We start from the raw sequence: 20,614 nt of genomic DNA on the forward strand, positions 1-20,614 counted from the left end.
CCTCAACCCGCCGTCCATCTTTCGAGCCGCTCGCCTCTCGCGTCCGCGCCGTCTGAACGGATCTCAGGAGTCGCGCCGTGGACCCGGTGATCGTCGTCGGTGCCGGGCCGGTCGGCCTGGCGCTGTCGCTCGCCCTCGCGGCGCAAGGGGTGCCCTCCGTCCTGCTCGACGAGGACCCGGGCAAGGACGAGACACGCCCCGCCCGTACCGTGGTGCTGCGCGAGGACACCGCGGCCCTGGTGGAGCGGCTGGGCTGCAAGGCGCTGCGGCACGAGGGGGTGCGGTGGGCCGGGTGGCGGTCGATGCGGCGCAAGCAGCTGGTGCGTGAGCTGCCGCTCGGCGAGGACTCGGCCGAGGGCGATGCGTTGCCGGCCCCCATCCATCTGCCGCAGCACGTCCTGACGCGGGAACTGAGGGGCGCGGTGGCCGCCCAGGAGCTGGTGCGGGTGGCCCCGTACAGCCGGATCGACACCCTGGAGCAGGACGCCACCGGCGTCACCGTGCACACCAGGGAGCCGAACGCGACCTGGTGGCGCGGGAGTTACCTGGTGGGCTGCGACGGCGCCAGGTCCACCGTGCGCAAGCTGCTCGACATCCGGTTCCCCGGGCGTACGGCGGTGGAGCGGCATGCCGTCGCGGCGCTGCGCACCGAGCTGCCCTGGCCCGGACAGGCAGTGCTGCACCGGCTGCCGCCGTGGCGCACCGGCGGTGCCGAGGTCACGGCGCGGCCGCTGCCGGACGGTGTCTGGCGGCTTGACTGGCTGCTGCCGCCGCGCGGCGAGCTCGTCACCCCGGACGCGCTGATCACCCGGGTCCGGGACACCCTGGCGGGCTGGTGCGGGGAGACGCCTCCGTACGAACTGCTGGACACGGGCGTGTACACGCTGCACCACCGGCTCGCCCTGCGCTGGCGGGTCGACCGGGCCTTCCTGGCCGGCGACGCCGCCCACCTGCTGGGCGCACTGGGCACCCAGGGGCTCGACGAGGGGCTGCGGGACGCCGAGAACCTGGCCTGGAAGCTGGCCCAGGACTGGCACCACGGCACCTCGGACGTACTGCTCGACAGCTACCAGGCCGAGCGCCGGGCCGCGGTCGCCGCGCGGCTGCGCGCCGCGGACCAGTCGCTGCCGATACTGCGTGGCGGCGGTGGGCTTCGGACGCTGGTACCGGGGAGCGCACGGGAGCACGATTCGCTGCTCGCCGACGGACATCTGGGCTGTGGCCCCCTCGGTGCGCCCCCCTCGTACTCGCATTCGCCCCTTGCGCCCCCACGCGCCGAGGCGCACACATCTGTCGGTACGCCCCCCGGTGCGCCGGTGGCCGATGTACGGGTGACGGCCCCCGACGGCACGACCGTACGGCTTCGGGAACGGCTGGGGCAGGGGCATCTTCTGGTGGTCCTGGTGGCGCCCGGGACCGGGGTCTGGGACCGGCGTCACTGGATGACCGCCGGTGTCATGCCCCGCCTCGCCGCCGCCGTCGACGCCCTGCCGATGAAGGGCGAACTCCTGGTGACGGAGAGCTACCCGGGGGCGTCGGCCCACACCGTGCTGCTGGTCAGGCCGGACGGTCATCTCGTTGCGTCGTTCGGCGGGGTGCAGCCCCGGGATCTCTTCGCGGCGGCGGACGCGGTACGTGGTGGGGCGGTGCGCGCGGCGCTGCGTTCCGACCAGACTGCGGGCATCAATTGACCGATGCGGACGCAGATGGTGTACTCCGGAACGTGACCGACACCGATGTGCGCCTGTGGCGGAGGGTCCATATGGACCTCGTCCGCTATGCGGGCTGCGTGTGTCGACCGTCCTGCTGAATCGCCTTCCCCTGCCCCGCCGTGCGCGCTGCCGTACGGGCGGGCCTCCGCGCGAACCCTCAGGACGGTCCCCGTGTCTGCCCCTTCATCACCCTCTGTACGCATGTCCTCCGCCGCCGATGCCGCATCCGGCCCGACGGCCGCGGTGCTGCTCGATTTCGTCCGCGGTGTCGCCTCCGACGCCGCGATCGTCGCCTCGCTCCCCCTCGATCCCGAGGGCCGTACCTGGATCCAGCTCGAAGGGCCCGGCGGCAGCGAGGCGTGGCTGATCGGCTGGCCGCCGGGCACCGGTACGGGCTGGCACGACCACGCCGACTCGGTCGGCGCCTTCACCACCGCGGCCGGCACGCTCAAGGAACTGTCGCTCGCCGCCCGGCTGCCCACCGACGGCTGGAAGACCCTCGAACTCACCGAGGGCATCGACCGTTCCCGCGATTTGGCCACCGGCCAGGGCAGGGCGTTCGGCCGTCATCATGTCCACGAGGTGCTGAACGAGTCGGACACCGAGCACGCCGTCTCCGTCCACGCGTACTACCCGCCGCTGCCCCGGATCCGGCGCTACAGCCGCAACGGTGCGCTGCTCCGCCTTGAGCAGGTCGAACGGCCGGAGGACTGGCAGTGAGCGAAAGCCACCGGTGGGACACGGAGCCGAGCGGGGCTGAGGCCGGGGGCGAGGCTGATGCCGGGCCCAGGGCCGGGTCCGGGGCTAATGCCGGGGCCGGGGCTGAGATCGGGATCGGGATCGGGATCGATGAGCTGCTGGAGCAGGTTCGGGCGGGCTACGTCCGGGTCGGCCCGCAGGAGACAGCCGCCGCCGCTGCGGAGGGCGCACTCCTCGTGGACATCCGCTATGCGGAGCTACGGGAACGGGACGGACTGATTCCGGGGGCGCTGGTCGTCGAACGCAACGAACTGGAGTGGCGCCTCGACCCGCGAGGAAGCCATCGAGCCCCACAGGCCGTGAGCCACGACCTCCGGATCGTGGTGGTCTGCAACGAGGGCTACGCATCGAGCCTCGCCGTTGCGTCCCTGCGGCAGCTGGGCCTGCACCGGGCGACCGACCTGATCGGCGGCTTCCAGGCATGGCGCGCCGCAGGGCTACCGGTCGAGGTGTGACTGGCGGGGCCCGGCCCGGGTCTCGGGGTGACGGGCGGGCCAGGAGTGCGAACCCGGCCCGGATGCCCGGTGCCGGATTGCGAGGCCCGGGGTGCATGGGGCGAACCGGGCTCGGAGTGCGGGGGGACCCGGACGCGGATCCTCCGGAGCCGGATTGCGAGGCCCGGGCGCCGGGGTCCGGGGGCGGGGCGTGAGTCGGCCGGGCAGCGCGGTGGCGGCCAGAGCCGGCGGTGCGACGGTGCCCAGCACCGTCGCGTACGGGGCGGCGCGGTGGCGGGCGTCGTGCCGCCGGGCGTATTGGCTGCTGAAGGCAGCCGGGCCGGTCGGTCCGCTGCCGCTGCCGCTGCCGCTGCCAAGCAAGGGCTGCGGTGGTCGGCGGGACGGGCAGCAGTGCCGGGGCGGCAGTGGAGGACGGGGCCAGGCCGTGACCAAGGACCGTCCATGCAACAGCCGACCTGGTCAGGAGGCGGCGTCGGATCACCGAATGCCGACCGGGTGACTGTGGGCAGCGGCGCCGGTGAGGGCAGATCCACGGGCCGAGTCACGAGTTGAGCTACGGGCCGAGTCACAGACTCCGCAATGACCGTGACGCCACGCCCTGTGTCCGCCCCCGCACTGACTCTCCGCCCCGCAAGGGGTTCTTCTCCTCACTTCTCAGTGCATCGCCGCGCCCCGCCCCTCACACCGCTCCGCGCGCAGACACCTGCCATCTACCGCCTGTCGCCTGCGCGCCGCAGCCTGCCGTGTCTCATTCCGTCCGGGGCCGCCCCGTCACACCGCCCGCCGTTCCCCCGAATCCGCCCATGACACACCCGAACGCCACGCTCCGGTGGAGCAATCCCCGTACCTGGCGGACATTCGCCTCAACGCCAAGGACCGATGTGACGGAGACCTCGCACCCATGCCGACCCCCGCCCCCACCCTCACCCCCGATCGACTGGACGCCCAGGCCGCTCGCCTCCATGACACCGAGGCGTGGCAGCAGATCGTCACCGGCTGGGAAGCCACGGCCCCCGACCCCGTACGGCCTTCCCTGCCCGGCCCCGTGCAGCCTTCTTCCCCCACCCCGGAACAGCTGCCGCACGACCGCCAGTCGGCCGACTGGCGCGACCTGCTGTCCGTGCCGGTCGATCAGCTCATCGCCGACTCGGTGCGCGCCCTGCCCGCGACCGCGCCGCGCGAACGGCCGCTTCCCGGGCGACTGGGCGCGGTCCTCCCCGATCGGCTCCACTCCTGGCGGCGCATCGGCCAGCCCGAGCTACGGCCCTCCACGCACCTCGCCTACGCGAGGCAGATCCTGACCGAATGGGGCTGGCAGAACACTCCGTACCGGCTCCGCAACGCACGCGGCGCACGGTGCATCTGTGGTGCCCTGCTCACCGCGCACCGCCTGGGCTACGGCTCCCTCGACACCGTGGACCGGGCCGGCGCCTGGCTTGTCGCTGAACTCCGCTCCCAGGGCTGGACCGGGCTGATCGGGCCCTGGAACCGTTGCCCCGGCCGCACCGCCGCAGATGCGCTCGCCCTGATCGACGCCACCATCACCCGCGCCGCCCTCGCCGGGCAGTGATCACTCCGCCTCCCCCGCCGGCAGCCCGACCGCGGGCGGCTGCCCTCCGTGATCCCCGTACAAGTCCGTGCGAGTCCGTGGGCACGCGTGGGTCCGCGTAGGTTCGTGCGCGCCCGGTCAGAAGGGCTCGTCCAGACCCTCCGTGTCCTCGCCCTCTTCCTCCAGCGCCTGCCGCACGACCCGTAGGGCCATGCCCTCCCCGTACCCCTTGCGCGCGAGCATGCCCGCAAGGCGGCGCAGCCGCTTGTCCCGGTCCAGGCCCCGGGTGGAGCGCAGTTTTCGCGCGACCAGCTCGCGGGCGGTCGCCTCCTCCTGCTCCGAGTCGAGCTGCCCGACTGCCTCGTCGATCACGGCGGAGTCCACCCCCTTGGTGCGCAGCTCACGGACGAGAGCCCGGCGGGCCAGTCCGCGCCCGTGGTGCCGGGACTCCACCCAGGCGTCCGCGAACGCCGCATCGTCGATCAACCCGACGTCCTCGAAGCGCGAGAGCACTTCTTCGGCCGCCTCGTCCGGGATCTCCCGCTTGCGCAGGGCATCCGCGAGCTGCTTGCGCGTGCGCGGGGTTCCGGTGAGCAGGCGCAGACAGATGTTGCGCGCCTGCTCGACCGGGTCTCGCGGCTCCCCTTTCTCGGCCCTCGACGAGGAAGGGGAACCGCTGCTCCTGGTGCGGGAACGGGCACGACGACCCGACCCCTCGCCGAATCCGGCGTCCGAGCCCCTGTCACGGCCTGTACCGGCCTCCGGCTCGTACGCATCCCCGGAATCGGCCATGTACCCGGCGGCGACCTCATGGCCGGGTCCGGCGTGCTGGTCAGTGGCGCTGACCGGCCACTCCGTACGACGCGTCACGGTCTAGCTCTTGGCCGCCGCGGTCTTGGCCGGCTTGGACTTGCCGGCCGGGGCGGGCACCGACTTCGGGCTGTCGGCCACAGCCGCGGCACCGCCCGCCGTGTCCGCGCCGGACTCGGCGGCGTTGTCGTCGGGCCTGACTCCGATGCCCAGCTTCTCCAGGATCTTCTTCTCGATCTCGTTGGCGAGATCGGGGTTGTCCTTGAGGAAGTTGCGGGCGTTCTCCTTGCCCTGGCCGAGCTGGTCGCCCTCGTACGTGTACCAGGCGCCGGCCTTGCGCACGAAGCCGTGCTCCACGCCCATGTCGATCAGACCGCCCTCGCGGCTGATGCCCTGGCCGTAGAGGATGTCGAACTCGGCCTGCTTGAACGGCGGCGCGACCTTGTTCTTGACGACCTTGACGCGGGTGCGGTTGCCGACGGCGTCGGTACCGTCCTTCAGCGTCTCGATCCGGCGGATGTCGAGGCGCACCGAGGCGTAGAACTTCAGCGCCCGGCCACCGGTGGTGGTCTCCGGCGAGCCGAACATCACCCCGATCTTCTCGCGGAGCTGGTTGATGAAGATCGCGGTGGTCTTGGACTGGTTGAGCGCACTGGTGATCTTGCGGAGCGCCTGGCTCATCAGACGGGCCTGGAGACCCACGTGCGAGTCACCCATCTCGCCCTCGATCTCCGCGCGCGGCACGAGCGCCGCGACGGAGTCGATGACGATCAGGTCGAGAGCGCCGGAGCGGACCAGCATGTCCACGATCTCAAGGGCCTGCTCGCCGTTGTCCGGCTGGGACAGGATGAGGCTGTCGATGTCGACGCCGAGCTTCTTCGCGTACTCGGGGTCCAGGGCGTGCTCCGCGTCGATGAAGGCGACGGAACCGCCGAGCTTCTGCGCGTTCGCCACCGCGTGCAGCGTCAGCGTCGTCTTGCCGGAGGACTCCGGCCCGTACACCTCCACCACACGGCCGCGCGGCAGACCGCCGACACCGAGGGCCACGTCGAGGGCGGTCGACCCGGTGGGAATCACTTCGATGGGCTCGTTCGGCCGCTCACCGAGGCGCATCACCGCGCCCTTGCCGAATTGCCGTTCAATCTGTGCGAGTGCGGCGTCCAGCGCCTTCTCGCGGTCGGTTCCTGCCATGGGTTCCACCCGATTTGCTTGAGTCGATCGCTTCACGTCAAAGACGCTAACCCCTGCCACTGACAATGGGCCTCGACGTCCTCCCGGCCTGTGGACAACTCCACGGTCGGGCCCGGGAAAACCCGGCCGGAATCCCATGAGAATGGATGTTCGATTTTGGTGTCAAGCGCACCACGCCGAGCCGGTCCGCGCCCAGGTGACCGAACGTTCCGGTCGGCCACTGAGCGTTCCGCTCGGCCCGCCGAGTGGGGAGGAGCGGCCCGGTCGGCGAGCCGGGGCTTGCCCTCGGCCACACCCTGTGGCGCCGACCCCGGTGCCCGGTGCCGCATGCGCTCGGCGCATGATGCTCGTCATGGGTAACTCGGTCGAGCAGATCAAGGTCTGGTTCCGGTTCGTACCTCGCGAGGGCTGGCTCCCGCAGGACACCGAGGGCCTGTGGGCGACCAGGCTCGGTGCGGACACGGCCCAGGTGCAGAGCGTTCCCTTCCTTCAGGACGGCGTGGCCGAGGGCGACGTGGTGCGGTTCCGGACCGACACGGACGGGCTGCACCGGGCAGTCGGGAGGATCAGCGCCTCCGGCAACTGCACGATTCGCGTTGTCCCCGTTCCCGGCGGACCGCTGGGACGCAGTCCCCAGGCGGTGCACCAGCAATTTGCCCGGTTCGGGCTCGGGGGCGAGGTCTTCAGCGAGGAGTTCCCCATGGTGGCCCTGAACGCACCGGCCGACGCCGACTTCAGCGGCATCAAGGCACTCCTGGCTCACGGACAGGAGAACGGATGGTGGCACTACGAGCTCGGTTGTGTCACTGACGAGTGGCGAAACGCCTGATCCTCCGCGTCGTCCCCGCGGTCGGTCAGCAACTTGCGCCGGGGGCCGCTCGTGCGAGATGTGCCGATGCGGACGGCGAGCCCGTCGCTGTACTCGCGGAGCGCTGCCGTCAGCGGTCGGTGTCGCTCGTCAGCAGGATGTCGCCCACTGTCCGGCCGGGGTGGTACCGCGGTGGAACAGCAGGTCCTTGTCGGGCGGACAGCCGGTGAAGGTCCACGGCCTCACCAGCCTCACAGGTCTCGACGGCGGCAGGCCCGACGCCTGGAGACACGTCACCGAGATCCAGGCCCCGGGCCGGACCGCCGAAGGGACGGCCATCGCGACAGCCGGAGGAGAGCCGAAGCCCGACGGGGTCAGGCGCGCGCCGGGCCCCCCGGTTCCCCGGCGGTGACCTGCCCGTCCTCGCCGCCCTCGTCCTCGGGAGCGCGCCAGGAACGGCGCAGCCGCGTGAGCACCGGCTCGCCGCGTCGGCGGCCCCGGCCGTGCATCCGCGGGTCGTCCGTCACCTCGTACCGCTTCACATACGCGCCGAGGAACGCCTGGAGCGTGGCGACGGCCGGGATCGCGATCAGTGCGCCCACGGCGCCCATCAGGGCCGTGCCCGCGATGACCGATCCGAAGGCGACCGCAGGATGGATGTCGACGGTCCTGGAGGTGAGCTTGGGCTGCAGCGCGTAGTTCTCGAACTGCTGGTAGACCACGACGAAGCCGAGCACCCACACCGCGTACCAGGGGTCGACGGTGAACGCGATCAGCATCGGCAGGGCGCCCGCCAGATACGTACCGATCGTGGGGATGAACTGGGAGACCAGCCCGACCCAGACGGCGAGCGCGGGCGCGTACGGAACGCCGAGGATCACCAGCAGGATGTAGTGCGCGATCCCGGAGATGAGGGCCATCAGACCGCGCGAGTAGAGGTAGCCGCCGGTCTTGTCGACCGCGATCTCCCAGGCCCGCAGGACCTCCGCCTGCCTGGCGGGCGGCAGGACGGAGCACAGCGCGCGCCGCAGCCTGGGGCCGTCGGCCGCGAAGTAGAACGAGAACAGGAAGATCGTCAGAAGACGGAACAGCCCGCCGAGCACGGTGGTGGAGATGTCGAGCACTCCGGTCGCACTGTTCTGGACGTACTTCTGCAGCCAGTCGGAATGGAGCACGCTGTCCTGGACCTCGACCCTGGAGAGGTCGGTGTGGAAGCTCTTGTTGACCCAGTTGATCACCGAATCCAGATACTTCGGGAACTCGTCGACCATGTCGACGATCTGGCCCGCGAGCATCGAGCCGAGCAGCACGACGAAGCCCACCCCGGCGATCAGCACCGCCAGGAAGACCAGGAAGGTGGCCAGGCCCCGGCGCATGCCCCGCGCCGCCATCCGGCTCACCGCCGGCTCGATGGCGAGCGCCAGGAAGAACGCGATCAGCACATTGATCAGCAGCCCGATGAGCTGGTGGAACCCCCAGCTGCCGAGCTGGAAGCAGGCATAGAGCGCCAGGGCCAGAACCATGGCGCGCGGCAGCCACGCGGGCATGCGCACCGACCCGCTGCCGGCGGGCGCGGCGGGTGGCGCGGCCGGCGGGACGGGTGGTGTGGAGGGCGGCTGGGTCTGTGCTGTCTCGTCTGTCGGTGCCACGGTTCCAGTCTCGCCTACGGTCGCGGCGGGCAACCGCCCGCCCCGGACAACAGCACGGGTCCGCCCGCCGGCGAACCGGAAATCGGAGTGTGTCCGAGAGGGACCGGCCGCCTGAGCCGGGGCGCGGCGGGCCCGGAGTCGTCGCCGGTGGGCGGCGGCTTCGGCGTCAGCGGTACGGCCGTGGACCTCGGGTCAGCGCTTGTCCGCGGGGATGCCGACCGCGGTGCAGACACCGCGCCAGACGTCCTTGGTCTCCCAGCCGGCGGCCAGCGCCTGGTGCACCGTCTGCCCGCCGAGTTCGGCCATCACATGATCGCGTGCGAAGGAGTCGGCGTACCCGGCTCCGAAGTGGTCCGCCATCCGTTCCCAGAAAATCGTCAACCGCATGACCTCAGTATCCCGCTCCTGAGAGTGCAGCCGGGCCGCTACGTCCTGCCGAGAGCGCTTACCGTCCTACGGTCGGTCCATGGCTGGAACCGGAACAAGTCCCCTCAACCGTGCCGAGCAGTTCATTTGGCTCACGGCCCGTGTCCTGGAACAACGGCGGTTCGCTCATCACTTCCTGGAAGGAAGCGCGGACGCCGTGGAAACCGCACTCGCCGCCTATCTGAACGAGGACGGCGGCTACGGGCACGCGCTCGAACCCGATCTGCGCGGCCCCGTCAGTCAGCCACTGCACACCGCGCACGCGCTCAATGTGCTGGACTCCATCGGGCGCTGCGACGGGCTGCGGGTGGAGCGGATCTGCCGCTTCCTCACCGAGGTGTCGACCAAGGAGGGCGCGCTGCCCGCTCTGCTGCCGGCACAGCGCGGCTATCCCGCCGCGCCGTTCATCCCGATCGTCGACGATCCTCCCGCGGAGCTGCTGACCACCGGACCCGTCGTCGGGCTCCTGCACCGCAATGCGGTGTGGCACGCCTGGCTGTTCCGGGCCACCGATTTCTGCTGGGCCGCGGTGGACGCGCTGGACCGGTCGCATCCGTACGAGATCGAGGCGGCGCTCGCCTTCCTGGACGGCGCTCCGGACCGGTCGCGGGCGGAGGCGGCGGCCGACCGGCTCGGGCGGCTGGTGCGGGATCAGCGTCTCGCGGTACTTGATCCGGAGCAGCGGGCCGAGTACCCGGTCGCGGCCGGATACGCGCCGGGTGAGCAGCACTTTCCCTACGACTACGCCCGTACGCCCGATTCGCTCGCCCGGCACTGGTTCACCGACGAGGAGCTCTCCCGCTCGCTCGACCATCTCGCGGCCGAACAGCAGCCGGACGGCGGCTGGCCGGTCGACTGGCGGCAGTGGGCCCCGGGGACGGCCCTGGAGGGGCGGCCCATCGTGACGCTCAAGGCGCTGCTGACACTGCGCGCCCACGGCCGCAGCCTCCGCTGAGGCCCGGTCGCCGGCCTGTTCCAGGCGCGGGGACACCGGTCCTCCGCCGACGTGTGCAAGGGGCCCGTTCATCGGACCGGGCCCCTTGCGCATCCGCTCGGGGGTCCACCGGGGGTCTAACCGAGGGCGCGTACCCCTGCGGTGACGGCCACGGCGACGCCCACGACGACGAGGAAGGGCGCGCGCAGCACCAGCGCGAGCGCCGCTGCGGCCAGACCGGCTCCCCTGGCGTCCAGGGCCAGGTGCTGCCCGTCGCCGAATGTCTGCTGCGCGGTGAGCGCGGCCAGGAGCGCCACGGGCAGCAGTGCGGCGAGACGCTGGGTGAGCGGGCGCTCCAGTAGGCCTGCGGGCACCAGCAGTCCGAGGAGCTTGGCGAGATAGCAGCCGACAGCGGTCAGCGCGATGGCGATCCAGACGTTCACCGGTCCCCCTCCGTCCTCGTCCGCGTACTCGTCCGGGTGTGCTTCTCCGCACGCTCCTTCTCGGTGGCCGTTTCCCCGCCCGTTCCCTTCATGCGACCGCTCAGGAACAGAACGGCGGGTGCGGCGAGCGCCGACAGCAGGACCGGGACGCCCGCGGGGACCACGGGCAGCAGGCCGAGCGCGAGCAGGACCGCGAGCGCGGCGGTGACGCGTTCCGTGGTGCTCTTCAGCATCGGCGCGAGCAGGGCCAGGAAGACCGCGGGCGAGGCTGCGTCCAGCCCCCAGGTGTCGGTGTCGCCGAGTGCCTCGGCGCCCAGGGCTCCCAGCAGCGTGGTCAGGTTCCACAGCACATACAGGGTGAGTCCGGTGACGGCGAAGCCGATCCGTGCCGCCCGCCGGGTCGGCTGCGGAAGTGTCACGGCGGTCGTCTCGTCGATGACCCACTGGGCGGCGAAGGGGCGCAGCGCCCGGGGAAGCGCCAGCAGCTGGGACAGCCGAAGGCCGTAGAACGAGTTGCGTACGCCGAGGAAGAAGGCCCCGGCGGCCGCGGTGTACGGGTTGCCGCCCGCGGCGAGGGCGCCGACGAGGGCGAACTGCGAGGCACCGGTGAAGACGGCGAGGCTGAGCGCGCAGGTCTGGAGCAGGCTCAGCCCGGAACCGGCCGAGGTCACGCCGAAGGCGAAGCCGGAGAGCCCGACGGCTATCCCGACGCCGAGCGCATCGCGTATGACGGCCGAGTCCGGCTTCGCACCGGTCGGCTCCGCGCCGAGCGGCCCTGCGCCGGTTGCGGCCGGCTGTTCTCCGGGGCCGACCGCGTTGCCGTGGGGTGCGCCGGCCGATTCACCGACGCCCTCTGGGAGTGTTGTCTGTTCTGCCACGCCCGGAACGCTACCTGGGCAGATCGGGACCGGTCTTGTACGTTCTTGCGCGCTCGCGCTGGTACGCGCCGGGTGGCACCCCCACGATCCGGGTGAAGTGACGGTTGAGATGCGGCTGGTCGGTGAAGCCGACCTCGGCGGCCGCCTCCGCGGGCGCCGTCCCCGCGTCCAGCATCCGCCTCGCCGCCCGCACCCGGGCATCGGTGAGCCAGGCGTGCGGCGGCATCCCGTACTGCTTCTTGAAGGCTCTCAGCAGCGCGAACGGACTGGTGCCCAGCTCCGTCGCCAGTGCCTCCAGGGTGGGCGGCGCCGCCATCCTGCCCTCCAGCACCGCGCGGGCGCCCGCCGAGCGGGGCGCGCGGACGGGCAGCGCGCTGCCGCACCGGCCGAGCAGTCTCGTGACCATGACCCGCAGCACCGTGTCGGCGGCGAGCGCGTTGCCCTCCTCGGCCGCCCGGTGGACCTCGCGGATCAGCCGGGCCGCGTACGGGTCCACGACGCTGGTCTCGGTGAATCCGACCGTGCCGCGCAGGCTCGTCGTGTCGGCCGCGATGTCGTTGATCACCTGCGAGGACGGGTAGAGCGTGGCGTACACCCAGCCCTCCGGCACACCCGCGCGGGCCGTGTGCGGCACCTCCGGGTTGATCATGACGACGGTCCCGGGCCCGGCGTGGACGGTGCCGCCCGGCAGCCCGACGTCCTCGACCCCGCGGGTGATGGTGCCGAAGACATGGCCCTCGTGGCTGTGGCGCGGGAAGGTGTGGCGCACGTACCTGGCACGCAGCAGATCGAGGTCGGGCAGCTCCGCGTACTGCCAGTACCTCGCCCACTCCCCCGGTCCCGACTCCGGTATCGCCGCCATGCACCAATTCTCGCAGCTCCGGGACGGGGCCGCCGGAGACGACCGGGCGGTCGTCGCAGGTGGGCGGGGTGCGCGGTGCGAGGGCCGTCGCGGGCGACGGAGTACACAGTGCAAGGGCCGTCACGGGCGACCGGTCCACGCTGCAAGGGGCGACCGGGTGCACGGCGTCGGGGCCGTTGTCAGTGGTGGGGTGCACGATGGGGGACATGGCCGGCTCTGCGCTCGATTCGTTCTCGCCCGCGACCCGCGGCTGGTTCGCGGGTGCCTTCAGCGCGCCCACCTCCGCGCAGGAGGGCGCCTGGCGCGCCATCGGCGAGGGTTCGGACGTGCTGGTCGTCGCGCCGACCGGCTCCGGCAAGACCCTCGCCGCCTTTCTCGCCGCGCTCGACACCCTGGCGTCCGTCCCACCACCCGCCGAGGCGAAGAAGCGCTGCCGAGTGCTGTACGTGTCCCCCCTGAAGGCGCTCGCGGTCGATGTGGAGCGCAACCTCCGCTCGCCGCTGACCGGCATCCGTCAGGAGTCGGCGCGCCTGGGCCTGCCCGAGCCCGAGGTCCGGGTGGGGATCCGCTCCGGCGACACCCCGCCCGCCGAACGCCGCTCGATGGCGACCCGGCCGCCGGACATCCTGATCACCACCCCCGAATCGCTGTTCCTGATGCTGACCTCGTCCGCCCGGGAGGCGCTGTCCGGGGTCGAGACGGTGATCCTCGACGAGGTGCACGCCGTGGCGGGCACGAAGCGGGGCGCCCATCTCGCCGTGTCGCTGGAGCGTCTCGACGAGCTGTTGCCGCGTCCGGCCCGGCGGATCGGCCTGTCGGCGACGGTCCGTCCGGTCGACGAGGTGGCCCGCTTCCTCTCGCCCCGGCGCAAGGTGGAGATCGTCCAGCCGCCGTCCACCAAGCGGTTCGACCTGTCGGTGGTCGTGCCGGTCGAGGACCTGGGCGAGCTCGGCGGCTCCCCCGCCACCGACCCCGACGGGGCGGGCCAGGCGGAGAAGCCGTCGATCTGGCCCCATGTCGAGGAGCGGATCGTCGACCTGGTCCAGCAGCACCGCTCCACCATCGTCTTCGCCAATTCCCGCCGCCTCGCCGAGCGGCTGTGCAACCGGCTCAACGAGATCGCGTACGAGCGGCTCACCGGCGAGACGATCGCCGAATCCCACTCCCCCGCCGAGATCATGGCCGAGTCCGGTGCGGCGAAGGGCGCCCCCGCTCTGCTCGCCCGCGCCCACCACGGTTCGGTCTCCAAGGAACAGCGCGCCCAGGTCGAGGAGGACCTCAAGGCGGGCCGGCTGCCGGCCGTCGTCGCCACCTCCAGCCTGGAGCTGGGCATCGACATGGGCGCCGTCGACCTGGTCGTTCAGGTGGAGTCGCCGCCTTCGGTCGCCTCCGGTCTGCAGCGCGTCGGCCGCGCCGGGCACCAGGTCGGCGCGGTCTCCACCGGAGTGGTCTTCCCCAAGTACCGGGGCGATCTGGTGCAGGCGGCCGTGGTCACCGAGCGGATGCGCGAGGGCTCCATCGAGGCGCTCCGGGTTCCCTCCAACCCGCTGGACGTGCTGGCCCAGCAGCTGGTCGCCATGGTCTCCCTGGACAGCTGGCAGGTGGACGACCTGCTGGCGACCGTCCGTCGCGCCGCCCCGTTCGCCTCGCTGCCCGAGTCCGCGTTCACCGCCGTGCTGGACATGCTCGCCGGCCGCTATCCCTCCGACGCCTTCGCCGAGCTGCGCCCCCGCGTGGTCTGGGACCGGGTGGCCGGCACGGTCACCGGCCGCCCCGGCGCACAGCGGCTCGCCGTCACCTCCGGGGGCACGATTCCCGACCGGGGACTCTTCGGGGTCTTCCTCGCGGGCGCCGACCCCAAGAAGGGCGGCGGCCGGGTCGGCGAGCTCGACGAGGAGATGGTGTACGAGTCCCGGGTCGGCGACGTCTTCACGCTGGGCACCACGTCCTGGCGGATCGAGGACATCACCCGCGACCGGGTCCTGGTGTCGCCGGCCCCCGGCGTTCCCGGCCGGCTGCCGTTCTGGAAGGGCGACCAGCTGGGCCGCCCGCTGGAGCTGGGGCGTGCGCTGGGGGCGTTCCTCCGCGAGATCGGCGGCCTGTCGCAGGAGGACGCCCGCGACCGTCTGCTCGCCGCCGGTCTCGACACCTGGGCCGCCGACAACACCCTGTCGTACATCGACGAGCAGCGCCGCGCCTGCGGCCACGTCCCGGACGACCGGACCATCCTCGTCGAGCGGTTCCGCGACGAGCTGGGTGACTGGCGGGTCGTGGTCCATTCGCCGTTCGGCGCGCAGGTGCACGCGCCGTGGGCACTGGCATTGAGCGCCCGCCTCGCCGAGCGGTACGGCATGGATGCCCAGGTGATGCATGCCGACGACGGCATCGTGCTGCGGCTGCCGGACGCCGACCTGATGGGCCTGGACCTCCTGGACTTCGACCCGGCGCAAGGCCCGGCCCACGGCCCCGCCGGTCCGGCGCCGCGGGCGGACCTCTCCCACGACAGCGAACAACCGCCCGTCGGCGCGGCGGACGTGACGTTCGAGCAGGGCGAGATCGGACAGATCGTCACCGACCAGGTCGGCGGTTCGGCCCTGTTCGCCTCCCGGTTCCGCGAGTGCGCGGCCCGCGCCCTGCTGCTGCCGCGCCGCAGCCCCGGCAAACGCACCCCGCTGTGGCAGCAGCGTCAGCGTGCTGCGCAACTCCTCCAGGTCGCCTCGGAGTTCGGCTCCTTCCCGATCGTCCTGGAAGCGGTCCGCGAATGTCTCCAGGACGTCTTCGACGTACCCGGGCTCACGGAGCTCATGGGTGACCTCGAAGCACGCCGGGTCCGGCTGGTCGAGGTGACCACCCCGGAGCCCTCACCCTTCGCGCGCTCGCTCCTGTTCGGCTACGTCGCCCAGTTCCTGTACGAGGGCGACTCCCCCCTGGCCGAACGGCGGGCCGCCGCCCTCTCGCTCGACTCGCACCTCCTGGCGGAGCTCCTCGGCCAGGCGGAGCTGCGCGAGCTGCTCGACGCCGATGTCCTGACCGAGCTGGAGCAGGAGCTCCAGTGGCTGACCGAGGACCGCCGGATCAAGGACGTGGAGGGCGTCGCCGACCTCCTCCGGGTCCTCGGTCCGCTCACCGACGAGGAGTTGGCCGAGCGCGGCGCCGACCCGTCATGGGCTCCGGAGCTGTCCGCGGCCCGCCGGGCCATCCGGGTCCGGATCGGTGGCGCCGCTCACTGGGCCGCGATCGAGGACGCGGGCCGCCTGCGGGACGCACTGGGCACCGCCCTCCCGGTCGGCGTCCCCGAGGCGTTCACCGAGCCGGTGAAGGACCCCCTCGGCGATCTCCTCGGCCGGTACGCCCGTACGCACGGCCCGTTCACCTCCACCGGTGCCGCCACCCGCTTCGGCCTCGGCACCGCCGTCACGGACGGGGCGTTGCAGCGGCTCGCCGCGTCCGGCCGGATCGTCCAGGGTGAGTTCCATCCCGCCGGCATCGGCCAGGAGTGGTGCGACGCCACCGTATTGCGCAGACTGCGTCGCCGTTCGCTCGCCGCGCTCCGCCACGAGCTGGAACCGGTCCCGCCCGCCGCCCTCGCCGGCTTCCTACCGAAGTGGCAGCACCTGGGCGGCAACAGCCTGCGCGGCATCGACGGACTGGCCCGCGCCGTCGAGCAGTTGCAGGGCGCCCCCGTCCCGGCGTCGGCGCTGGAGAAGCTGATCCTGCCGGGCCGGGTCACGGACTACACCCCCGCGATGCTCGACGAGCTGACCACCACCGGCGAGGTCGTCTGGGCCGGCGCCGGCGCCCTCCCCGGCAAGGACGGCTGGCTGTCCCTCTACCTCGCCGACAGCGCGCCCCTGCTTCTCCCGCCGCCGCACCCGCTGGAGCTCAGCTCGCTGCACGAGTCCGTCCTGACCGCCCTGAGCGGCGGATACGGACTGTTCTTCCGGCAGATCGCCGATCAGGTCCGCGCCACCACTCATCCGGACTGCACCGATCCGCAACTCGCCGACGCCATCTGGGAGCTGGCCTGGTCGGGCCGGCTCACCAATGACACACTCGCCCCGCTGCGCTCACTGCTGGGCTCCGGCCGCACGGCGGGGTCGACGGCCCACCGGGCCAGACGCAGTGTCCCGCGCGGGCGCTACGGCTCGCTCACCTCCGCCGCCCGGCCCGCGTCCCGCACCGGCCCGCCCACCGTCTCGGGCCGCTGGTCCCTGCTGCCCGCCGTCGAACCCGACCCCACGCACCGTGCTCACGCGCTGGCCCGTACCCTCCTCGACCGCCACGGGGTGGTGACCCGCGGGGCCGTCCAGGCCGAGGGCGTCGAAGGCGGCTTCTCCGCGACGTACCGCGTCCTGTCCGCCTTCGAGGACAACGGGCAGGCCCGGCGCGGGTATGTCGTCGAGGGCCTGGGGGCGGCGCAGTTCGCGATGGACGGGGCGGTGGACCGGCTGCGCGCCACGTCCACCGCCCGCGACCGTACGGAGCCGGGCACCGCGCGCCACGCCCTGGTCCTCGCCGCGGCGGACCCTGCCAACGCGTACGGCGCGGCACTGCCCTGGCCCGAGCCGCCCGACGGCGCCGGGCACAAGCCCGGCCGCAAGGCGGGCGCCCTGGTGGTGCTGGTCGACGGCGAGCTGGCGATGTACATGGAGCGCGGCGGCAAAACGCTGCTGGCCTGGCCCACCGACCCGGACGACCCGGCGCTCCTCGCGGCGGCCGGGGCACTGGCGGCGGCCGCCCGCGCAGGTGCGCTCGGCACGGTCACGGTGGAGCGCACCAATGGCGCACCGTCCCTGACCTCCCCGCTCGGCCGCACCCTGGAGGCGGCCGGCTTCCTCGCGACCCCGAGAGGGCTCCGCCTGCGCGCCTGAACCACCGGCGTGCCGCTCCCCACCCGCATCATGGAGGCATGCCCGAAGGAGACACCGTCCTGCAGACCGCCGGACGCCTGCACACCGCACTCGCCGGTCGGGTCCTCACCCGCTCCGACCTGCGCGTCCCCCGGTTCGCCACCGCCGACCTCACCGGCCGGACGGTCCTGGACGTGGTCTCGCGCGGCAAGCACCTCCTCACCCGGGTCGAGGGCGGCCTCACCCTGCACAGCCATCTCCGGATGGACGGTGCCTGGCGCGTCTACGCCCCGGGGGAACGCTGGCGCGGTGGCCCCGCGCACCAGATCCGCGCGATCCTCGCCAACGCCGAGCACACCGCCGTCGGCTACCGGCTGCCCGTCCTGGAGCTGCTCCGCACCCGGGACGAGGGCAAGGCGGTCGGTCATCTCGGCCCCGATCTGCTGGGCCCCGACTGGGATCCCGACACCGCTCTGCGCAATCTGCTCGCCGATCCCGGCCGCCCGCTCGGCGAAGCCCTGCTGGACCAGCGCAATCTGGCCGGAATCGGCAACGTCTACAAGGCCGAGCTCTGTTTCCTGGCCCGCGCCACCCCCTGGCTCGCCGTCGGCGAACTGCCCGCCCCCACCGTCGTACGCCTGGTCACGACGGCCAAGCAGCTGCTCGAAGCCAACCGCGACCGCCCCCTGCGCACGACCACCGGAACGTCCGCGCGCGGACCCGGCCCGAAGGAACGGCTCTGGGTCTACGGCAGGGCCAACCGCCCCTGTCTGCGCTGCGGCACCCCGATCCGCACCGGGGACCAGGACTCCCGCCCCGCCTACTGGTGCCCGCACTGCCAGTCGGGCCCCACCGGCTGAGGCCCACCGAATGGTTGACGATCCGTCAGATCCGGTCGTACCGTCCGGTCATGCCCCTCACCGCGTACGACCTCACGGGCCGCTCCGCGTTCGTCACCGGCGCCGCGGGCGGCATCGGCCGGGCCTGCGCCGTCCTGCTCGCCACCGCGGGCGCCACGGTGCACTGCGCGGACCTCGACGAGAAGGGCCTGCTGGAGACCCAGGACCTGATCACCGAAGCGGGTGGCGCATCCCGCGTCCAGGTCCTCGATGTCACCGACCGCAGTCGGGTCGGGGCCGCGGTGGCCGCCGCGGGCGACCTCGACATCCTGGCGGCCGTCGCCGGAATCATGCATACGAGCAACGTCCTGGAGACCTCGGACGAAGATCTCGACCGCGTCCTCGCGGTCAATTTCAAGGGTGTGCTGTACGCCTGCCAGGAAGTGGCCCGCGGCATGATCGCGCGCGGTGCCCCCGGTTCACTGATCACCATGGCCTCGGGGGCGGTCGACTCCGCCGGCCCGGGACTGCTCTGCTACAGCGCGGCCAAGGCGGCGGTCGTCCAGCTGACGAAGACACTGGCCACGGAGTTGGGGCCGCACGCGATCCGCGTCAACACCGTCGCCCCGGGCTGGATCCGTACGCCCATGACCGCCCGGCACGACTCGGACCGGCAGCACCGGGTCGAGGCGACGATGGCCCGGATCTCGCCGCTGGGGCGGGTGGGCGAACCCGAGGACGTCGCCCACACCGTGCTCCATCTCGCTTCCGACGCGTCGGCCTTCATGACCGGCCAGATCCTCCGCCCCAACGGCGGCGTAGCCATGCCCTGGTGACCCGCGCGACCTGCCGGACCCGCTCCGCACCCGGCTCCCCGGCAGCGAACCAACGCCCCGCCCACCAAGCACCGAGGATCGACCACCAAGCAGCGTCCGTCGCCGAGCCGTCCGCGCTCGCCTTCTTCCGGCCCGCACCGGCGGTCGCGGCCACATGTACGGGCAGCAGACTCAGGCCCCATCCACCGGCCGCCACCGCACTCTCGACGAGCCCCGCATGGGCCGGTTCCAGCGCGAGCCGCAGTACGGCCCACCACCACACTCCGCCGAGAACGAGCGCCGGTACCCATCGCCGTACCATGGCTGCCTCCTCCGGCCGAATCTAGTGCGGCGCGCTCACCCGGCGGGAGAGCGCATCGGCGCACCACCGGCGCGCTTCGCGCAGCCGCAGACCGTTGCACGCTCTTGTCCGGAACTCCGGGGCGTGCCGCGCCGGATCGGAGGCCGCCACGGCCGGACGCCCTCCGGCACGGAACCGGAACACGCGCCCCACCGCACCGCGGCCCATACCGCGCAGCGACACGACAGCGCTTCGTTCACACCGCGCCGCAACGACCCGGCGCCGTACCGCCACCGCGCGGCGATCACATCGCAACCGCGAGAACACCGCGCGGCAGTCACATCGCTCCGCGATCCCGCCGGCCGGCGTTCCGCTCCTCGCAGTCTCGCCCGGCGGCGCCCGGACCGCATCCAGAACGGAACGAGAACCGGACCGGCACCACCGGACCCCCACCGTTCTCGACGAGTGGGGGTCCAGTGGACGCGGTCAGTGCTCGTCGCGGCGCAAGGAGTCCTTCATGCCCTCCGCGCGCTTCTCGGCGTCACCCATGGCGTCCTTGGCCTGGCCCTTGGCCTGGTCCATCTTGCCCTCGGCCTGCTTGCGACGGTCGCCGGTCATCTTGCCCATGGCTTCCTTCGCCTTGCCCTTGAGCTTGTCCTTGGCGCCTTCGTCAACCATTACGACTCCTTCGGATGGGGAAACTTCTCTGCCCGTTCGACACCACCCACGATGGCACAAATGAACCAAATCGGTCATTTGAGAGTTGTCCTACCCCACCTTCCCCGGCCCCTCGCCCCCCGTGTCCCCCGAGCACGCAGAAGCCCCGGCCGCCCCCTCAAGGGGACGACCGGGGCTCCGCCACACACACCACTTCACACCGGACCACACGGGTCAGGCGGCGACGACATCCACCGCTTCCGTGGGCGCCTTGATGGTCACCCGTCCCGTCGGCACACCCGCCACCGACGTCACGGAGACGGAATTGAGCATGGGGCGCACCGGCACAGGCACCGGATCGCTGGCTGCTGCCGACTCGGCCAGTTCGGCCAGCGACAGCTCATCGCTCACTTCACGCATGAGCTCGGACATCCGTACGTCAAGCGCGTCGCAAATGGCGGAGAGCAGTTCGGAGGATGCCTCCTTCTGCCCCCGCTCCACCTCGGAGAGATAGCCGAGCGAGACTCGGGCGGACGAGGAGACTTCGCGCAGAGTACGGCCTTGGCGCTGGCGCTGCCGACGCAGCACGTCACCAAGCAGGCGACGGAGCAGAATCATCGGTGGCTCCCTCCTCGGACCGCGTAGCCGCATCCTTCACGCCCCACCGTACCGCCTT

At 72.3% G+C, this 20,614-nt stretch carries 20 protein-coding genes; 10 read left to right on the forward strand and 10 right to left on the reverse strand.

The features are described from left to right. The first annotated feature begins 77 nt into the window (after positions 1 to 77). The 5 genes from AADR41_RS14860 to AADR41_RS14880 all read left to right on the forward strand — a co-directional run bounded on the left by AADR41_RS14860 (position 78) and on the right by AADR41_RS14880 (position 4,496). Positions 78 to 1,691 carry an FAD-dependent monooxygenase gene (locus tag AADR41_RS14860; protein WP_342281860.1) on the forward strand — a complete coding sequence of 538 codons (1,614 nt, stop codon included), beginning with the start codon at positions 78 to 80 and terminating at the stop codon, positions 1,689 to 1,691. 47 nt (positions 1,692 to 1,738) lie between these two features. Continuing rightward, positions 1,739 to 1,810, forward strand: a complete 72-nt coding sequence (locus AADR41_RS14865; protein ID WP_309544753.1) for a putative leader peptide — start codon at positions 1,739 to 1,741, stop codon at positions 1,808 to 1,810. Positions 1,811 to 1,913: 103 nt separating this feature from the next. Next, positions 1,914 to 2,432 carry a cysteine dioxygenase gene (locus AADR41_RS14870; RefSeq protein ID WP_342281861.1) on the forward strand — a complete coding sequence of 173 codons (519 nt, stop codon included), beginning with the start codon at positions 1,914 to 1,916 and terminating at the stop codon, positions 2,430 to 2,432. 107 nt (positions 2,433 to 2,539) lie between these two features. Next, positions 2,540 to 2,926 (forward strand): rhodanese-like domain-containing protein, encoded by a 387-nt coding sequence (locus tag AADR41_RS14875; RefSeq protein ID WP_342281886.1) that lies wholly within the window; start codon positions 2,540 to 2,542, stop codon positions 2,924 to 2,926. 901 nt (positions 2,927 to 3,827) lie between these two features. Next, positions 3,828 to 4,496, forward strand: a complete 669-nt coding sequence (locus AADR41_RS14880) for a DUF6197 family protein (protein WP_342281862.1) — start codon at positions 3,828 to 3,830, stop codon at positions 4,494 to 4,496. Positions 4,497 to 4,613: 117 nt separating this feature from the next. On the opposite strand, the gene recX is transcribed toward AADR41_RS14880, so the two are convergent. Beyond that, on the reverse strand, positions 4,614 to 5,345 hold the full coding sequence (gene recX, locus AADR41_RS14885; protein WP_342281863.1) for a recombination regulator RecX: 732 nt from the start codon (positions 5,343 to 5,345) through the stop codon (positions 4,614 to 4,616). Between the two features lie 3 nt (positions 5,346 to 5,348). Continuing rightward, positions 5,349 to 6,476, reverse strand: a complete 1,128-nt coding sequence (gene recA / locus AADR41_RS14890; protein WP_342281864.1) for a recombinase RecA — start codon at positions 6,474 to 6,476, stop codon at positions 5,349 to 5,351. A gap of 352 nt (positions 6,477 to 6,828) precedes the next feature. On the opposite strand from recA, the gene AADR41_RS14895 reads away from it, so the two are divergent. Next, positions 6,829 to 7,305, forward strand: coding sequence for a DUF4265 domain-containing protein (locus AADR41_RS14895; RefSeq protein ID WP_446751042.1), 477 nt, complete (start codon positions 6,829 to 6,831; stop codon positions 7,303 to 7,305). Between the two features lie 353 nt (positions 7,306 to 7,658). On the opposite strand, the gene AADR41_RS14900 is transcribed toward AADR41_RS14895, so the two are convergent. Then, positions 7,659 to 8,831, reverse strand: a complete 1,173-nt coding sequence (locus AADR41_RS14900; RefSeq protein WP_342281887.1) for an AI-2E family transporter — start codon at positions 8,829 to 8,831, stop codon at positions 7,659 to 7,661. Between the two features lie 294 nt (positions 8,832 to 9,125). Beyond that, the gene (locus AADR41_RS14905; protein ID WP_114247022.1) at positions 9,126 to 9,320 is read right to left on the reverse strand and encodes a DUF3046 domain-containing protein; all 195 of its coding nucleotides are present in this window, start codon (positions 9,318 to 9,320) and stop codon (positions 9,126 to 9,128) included. A gap of 79 nt (positions 9,321 to 9,399) precedes the next feature. Here AADR41_RS14905 and AADR41_RS14910 point away from each other — a divergent pair, with 79 nt between their 5' ends. After that, positions 9,400 to 10,314, forward strand: a complete 915-nt coding sequence (locus AADR41_RS14910) for a hypothetical protein (RefSeq protein ID WP_342281866.1) — start codon at positions 9,400 to 9,402, stop codon at positions 10,312 to 10,314. A gap of 116 nt (positions 10,315 to 10,430) precedes the next feature. On the opposite strand, the gene AADR41_RS14915 is transcribed toward AADR41_RS14910, so the two are convergent. From AADR41_RS14915 to AADR41_RS14925, 3 genes are read right to left on the reverse strand one after another with little or no spacing between them, the layout of a single operon-like run. Next, on the reverse strand, positions 10,431 to 10,736 hold the full coding sequence (locus AADR41_RS14915; RefSeq protein WP_342281867.1) for an AzlD domain-containing protein: 306 nt from the start codon (positions 10,734 to 10,736) through the stop codon (positions 10,431 to 10,433). Continuing rightward, positions 10,733 to 11,614, reverse strand: a complete 882-nt coding sequence (locus AADR41_RS14920) for an AzlC family ABC transporter permease (protein WP_342281868.1) — start codon at positions 11,612 to 11,614, stop codon at positions 10,733 to 10,735. Before AADR41_RS14920 ends, AADR41_RS14915 begins: the two co-directional genes overlap by 4 nt. Positions 11,615 to 11,624: 10 nt before the next feature. After that, positions 11,625 to 12,476, reverse strand: a complete 852-nt coding sequence (locus AADR41_RS14925) for an AraC family transcriptional regulator (protein WP_342281869.1) — start codon at positions 12,474 to 12,476, stop codon at positions 11,625 to 11,627. Positions 12,477 to 12,682: 206 nt separating this feature from the next. Between AADR41_RS14925 and AADR41_RS14930 the strand changes: the two genes are divergently transcribed. Genes AADR41_RS14930 through AADR41_RS14940 form a run of 3 tightly spaced genes read left to right on the forward strand, consistent with a single transcriptional unit; the run spans position 12,683 to position 19,001 of the window. Continuing rightward, on the forward strand, positions 12,683 to 17,347 hold the full coding sequence (locus AADR41_RS14930) for an Lhr family ATP-dependent helicase (protein ID WP_342281870.1): 4,665 nt from the start codon (positions 12,683 to 12,685) through the stop codon (positions 17,345 to 17,347). Positions 17,348 to 17,385: 38 nt separating this feature from the next. Continuing rightward, entirely contained in the window at positions 17,386 to 18,186 is an 801-nt protein-coding gene (locus AADR41_RS14935) for a DNA-formamidopyrimidine glycosylase family protein (protein WP_342281871.1), read from the forward strand. Between the two features lie 50 nt (positions 18,187 to 18,236). Further along, positions 18,237 to 19,001 carry an SDR family NAD(P)-dependent oxidoreductase gene (locus AADR41_RS14940; RefSeq protein ID WP_342281872.1) on the forward strand — a complete coding sequence of 255 codons (765 nt, stop codon included), beginning with the start codon at positions 18,237 to 18,239 and terminating at the stop codon, positions 18,999 to 19,001. On the opposite strand, the gene AADR41_RS42890 is transcribed toward AADR41_RS14940, so the two are convergent. The 3 genes from AADR41_RS42890 to AADR41_RS14950 form a co-directional block, all read right to left on the reverse strand. Then, positions 18,949 to 19,302 carry a hypothetical protein gene (locus AADR41_RS42890; RefSeq protein ID WP_446751043.1) on the reverse strand — a complete coding sequence of 118 codons (354 nt, stop codon included), beginning with the start codon at positions 19,300 to 19,302 and terminating at the stop codon, positions 18,949 to 18,951. The two genes, AADR41_RS14940 and AADR41_RS42890, sit on opposite strands and share 53 nt — an antisense overlap. A 465-nt stretch (positions 19,303 to 19,767) precedes the next feature. Beyond that, positions 19,768 to 19,959, reverse strand: coding sequence for a CsbD family protein (locus AADR41_RS14945; protein WP_342281873.1), 192 nt, complete (start codon positions 19,957 to 19,959; stop codon positions 19,768 to 19,770). Positions 19,960 to 20,172: 213 nt separating this feature from the next. Then, positions 20,173 to 20,556 carry a helix-turn-helix domain-containing protein gene (locus AADR41_RS14950; protein ID WP_335933337.1) on the reverse strand — a complete coding sequence of 128 codons (384 nt, stop codon included), beginning with the start codon at positions 20,554 to 20,556 and terminating at the stop codon, positions 20,173 to 20,175. Positions 20,557 to 20,614 lie beyond the last annotated feature (58 nt).

The sequence above is a fragment of the Streptomyces sp. CLV115 genome, from assembly GCF_038448545.1.
Lineage (GTDB): Bacteria > Actinomycetota > Actinomycetes > Streptomycetales > Streptomycetaceae > Streptomyces > Streptomyces sanglieri.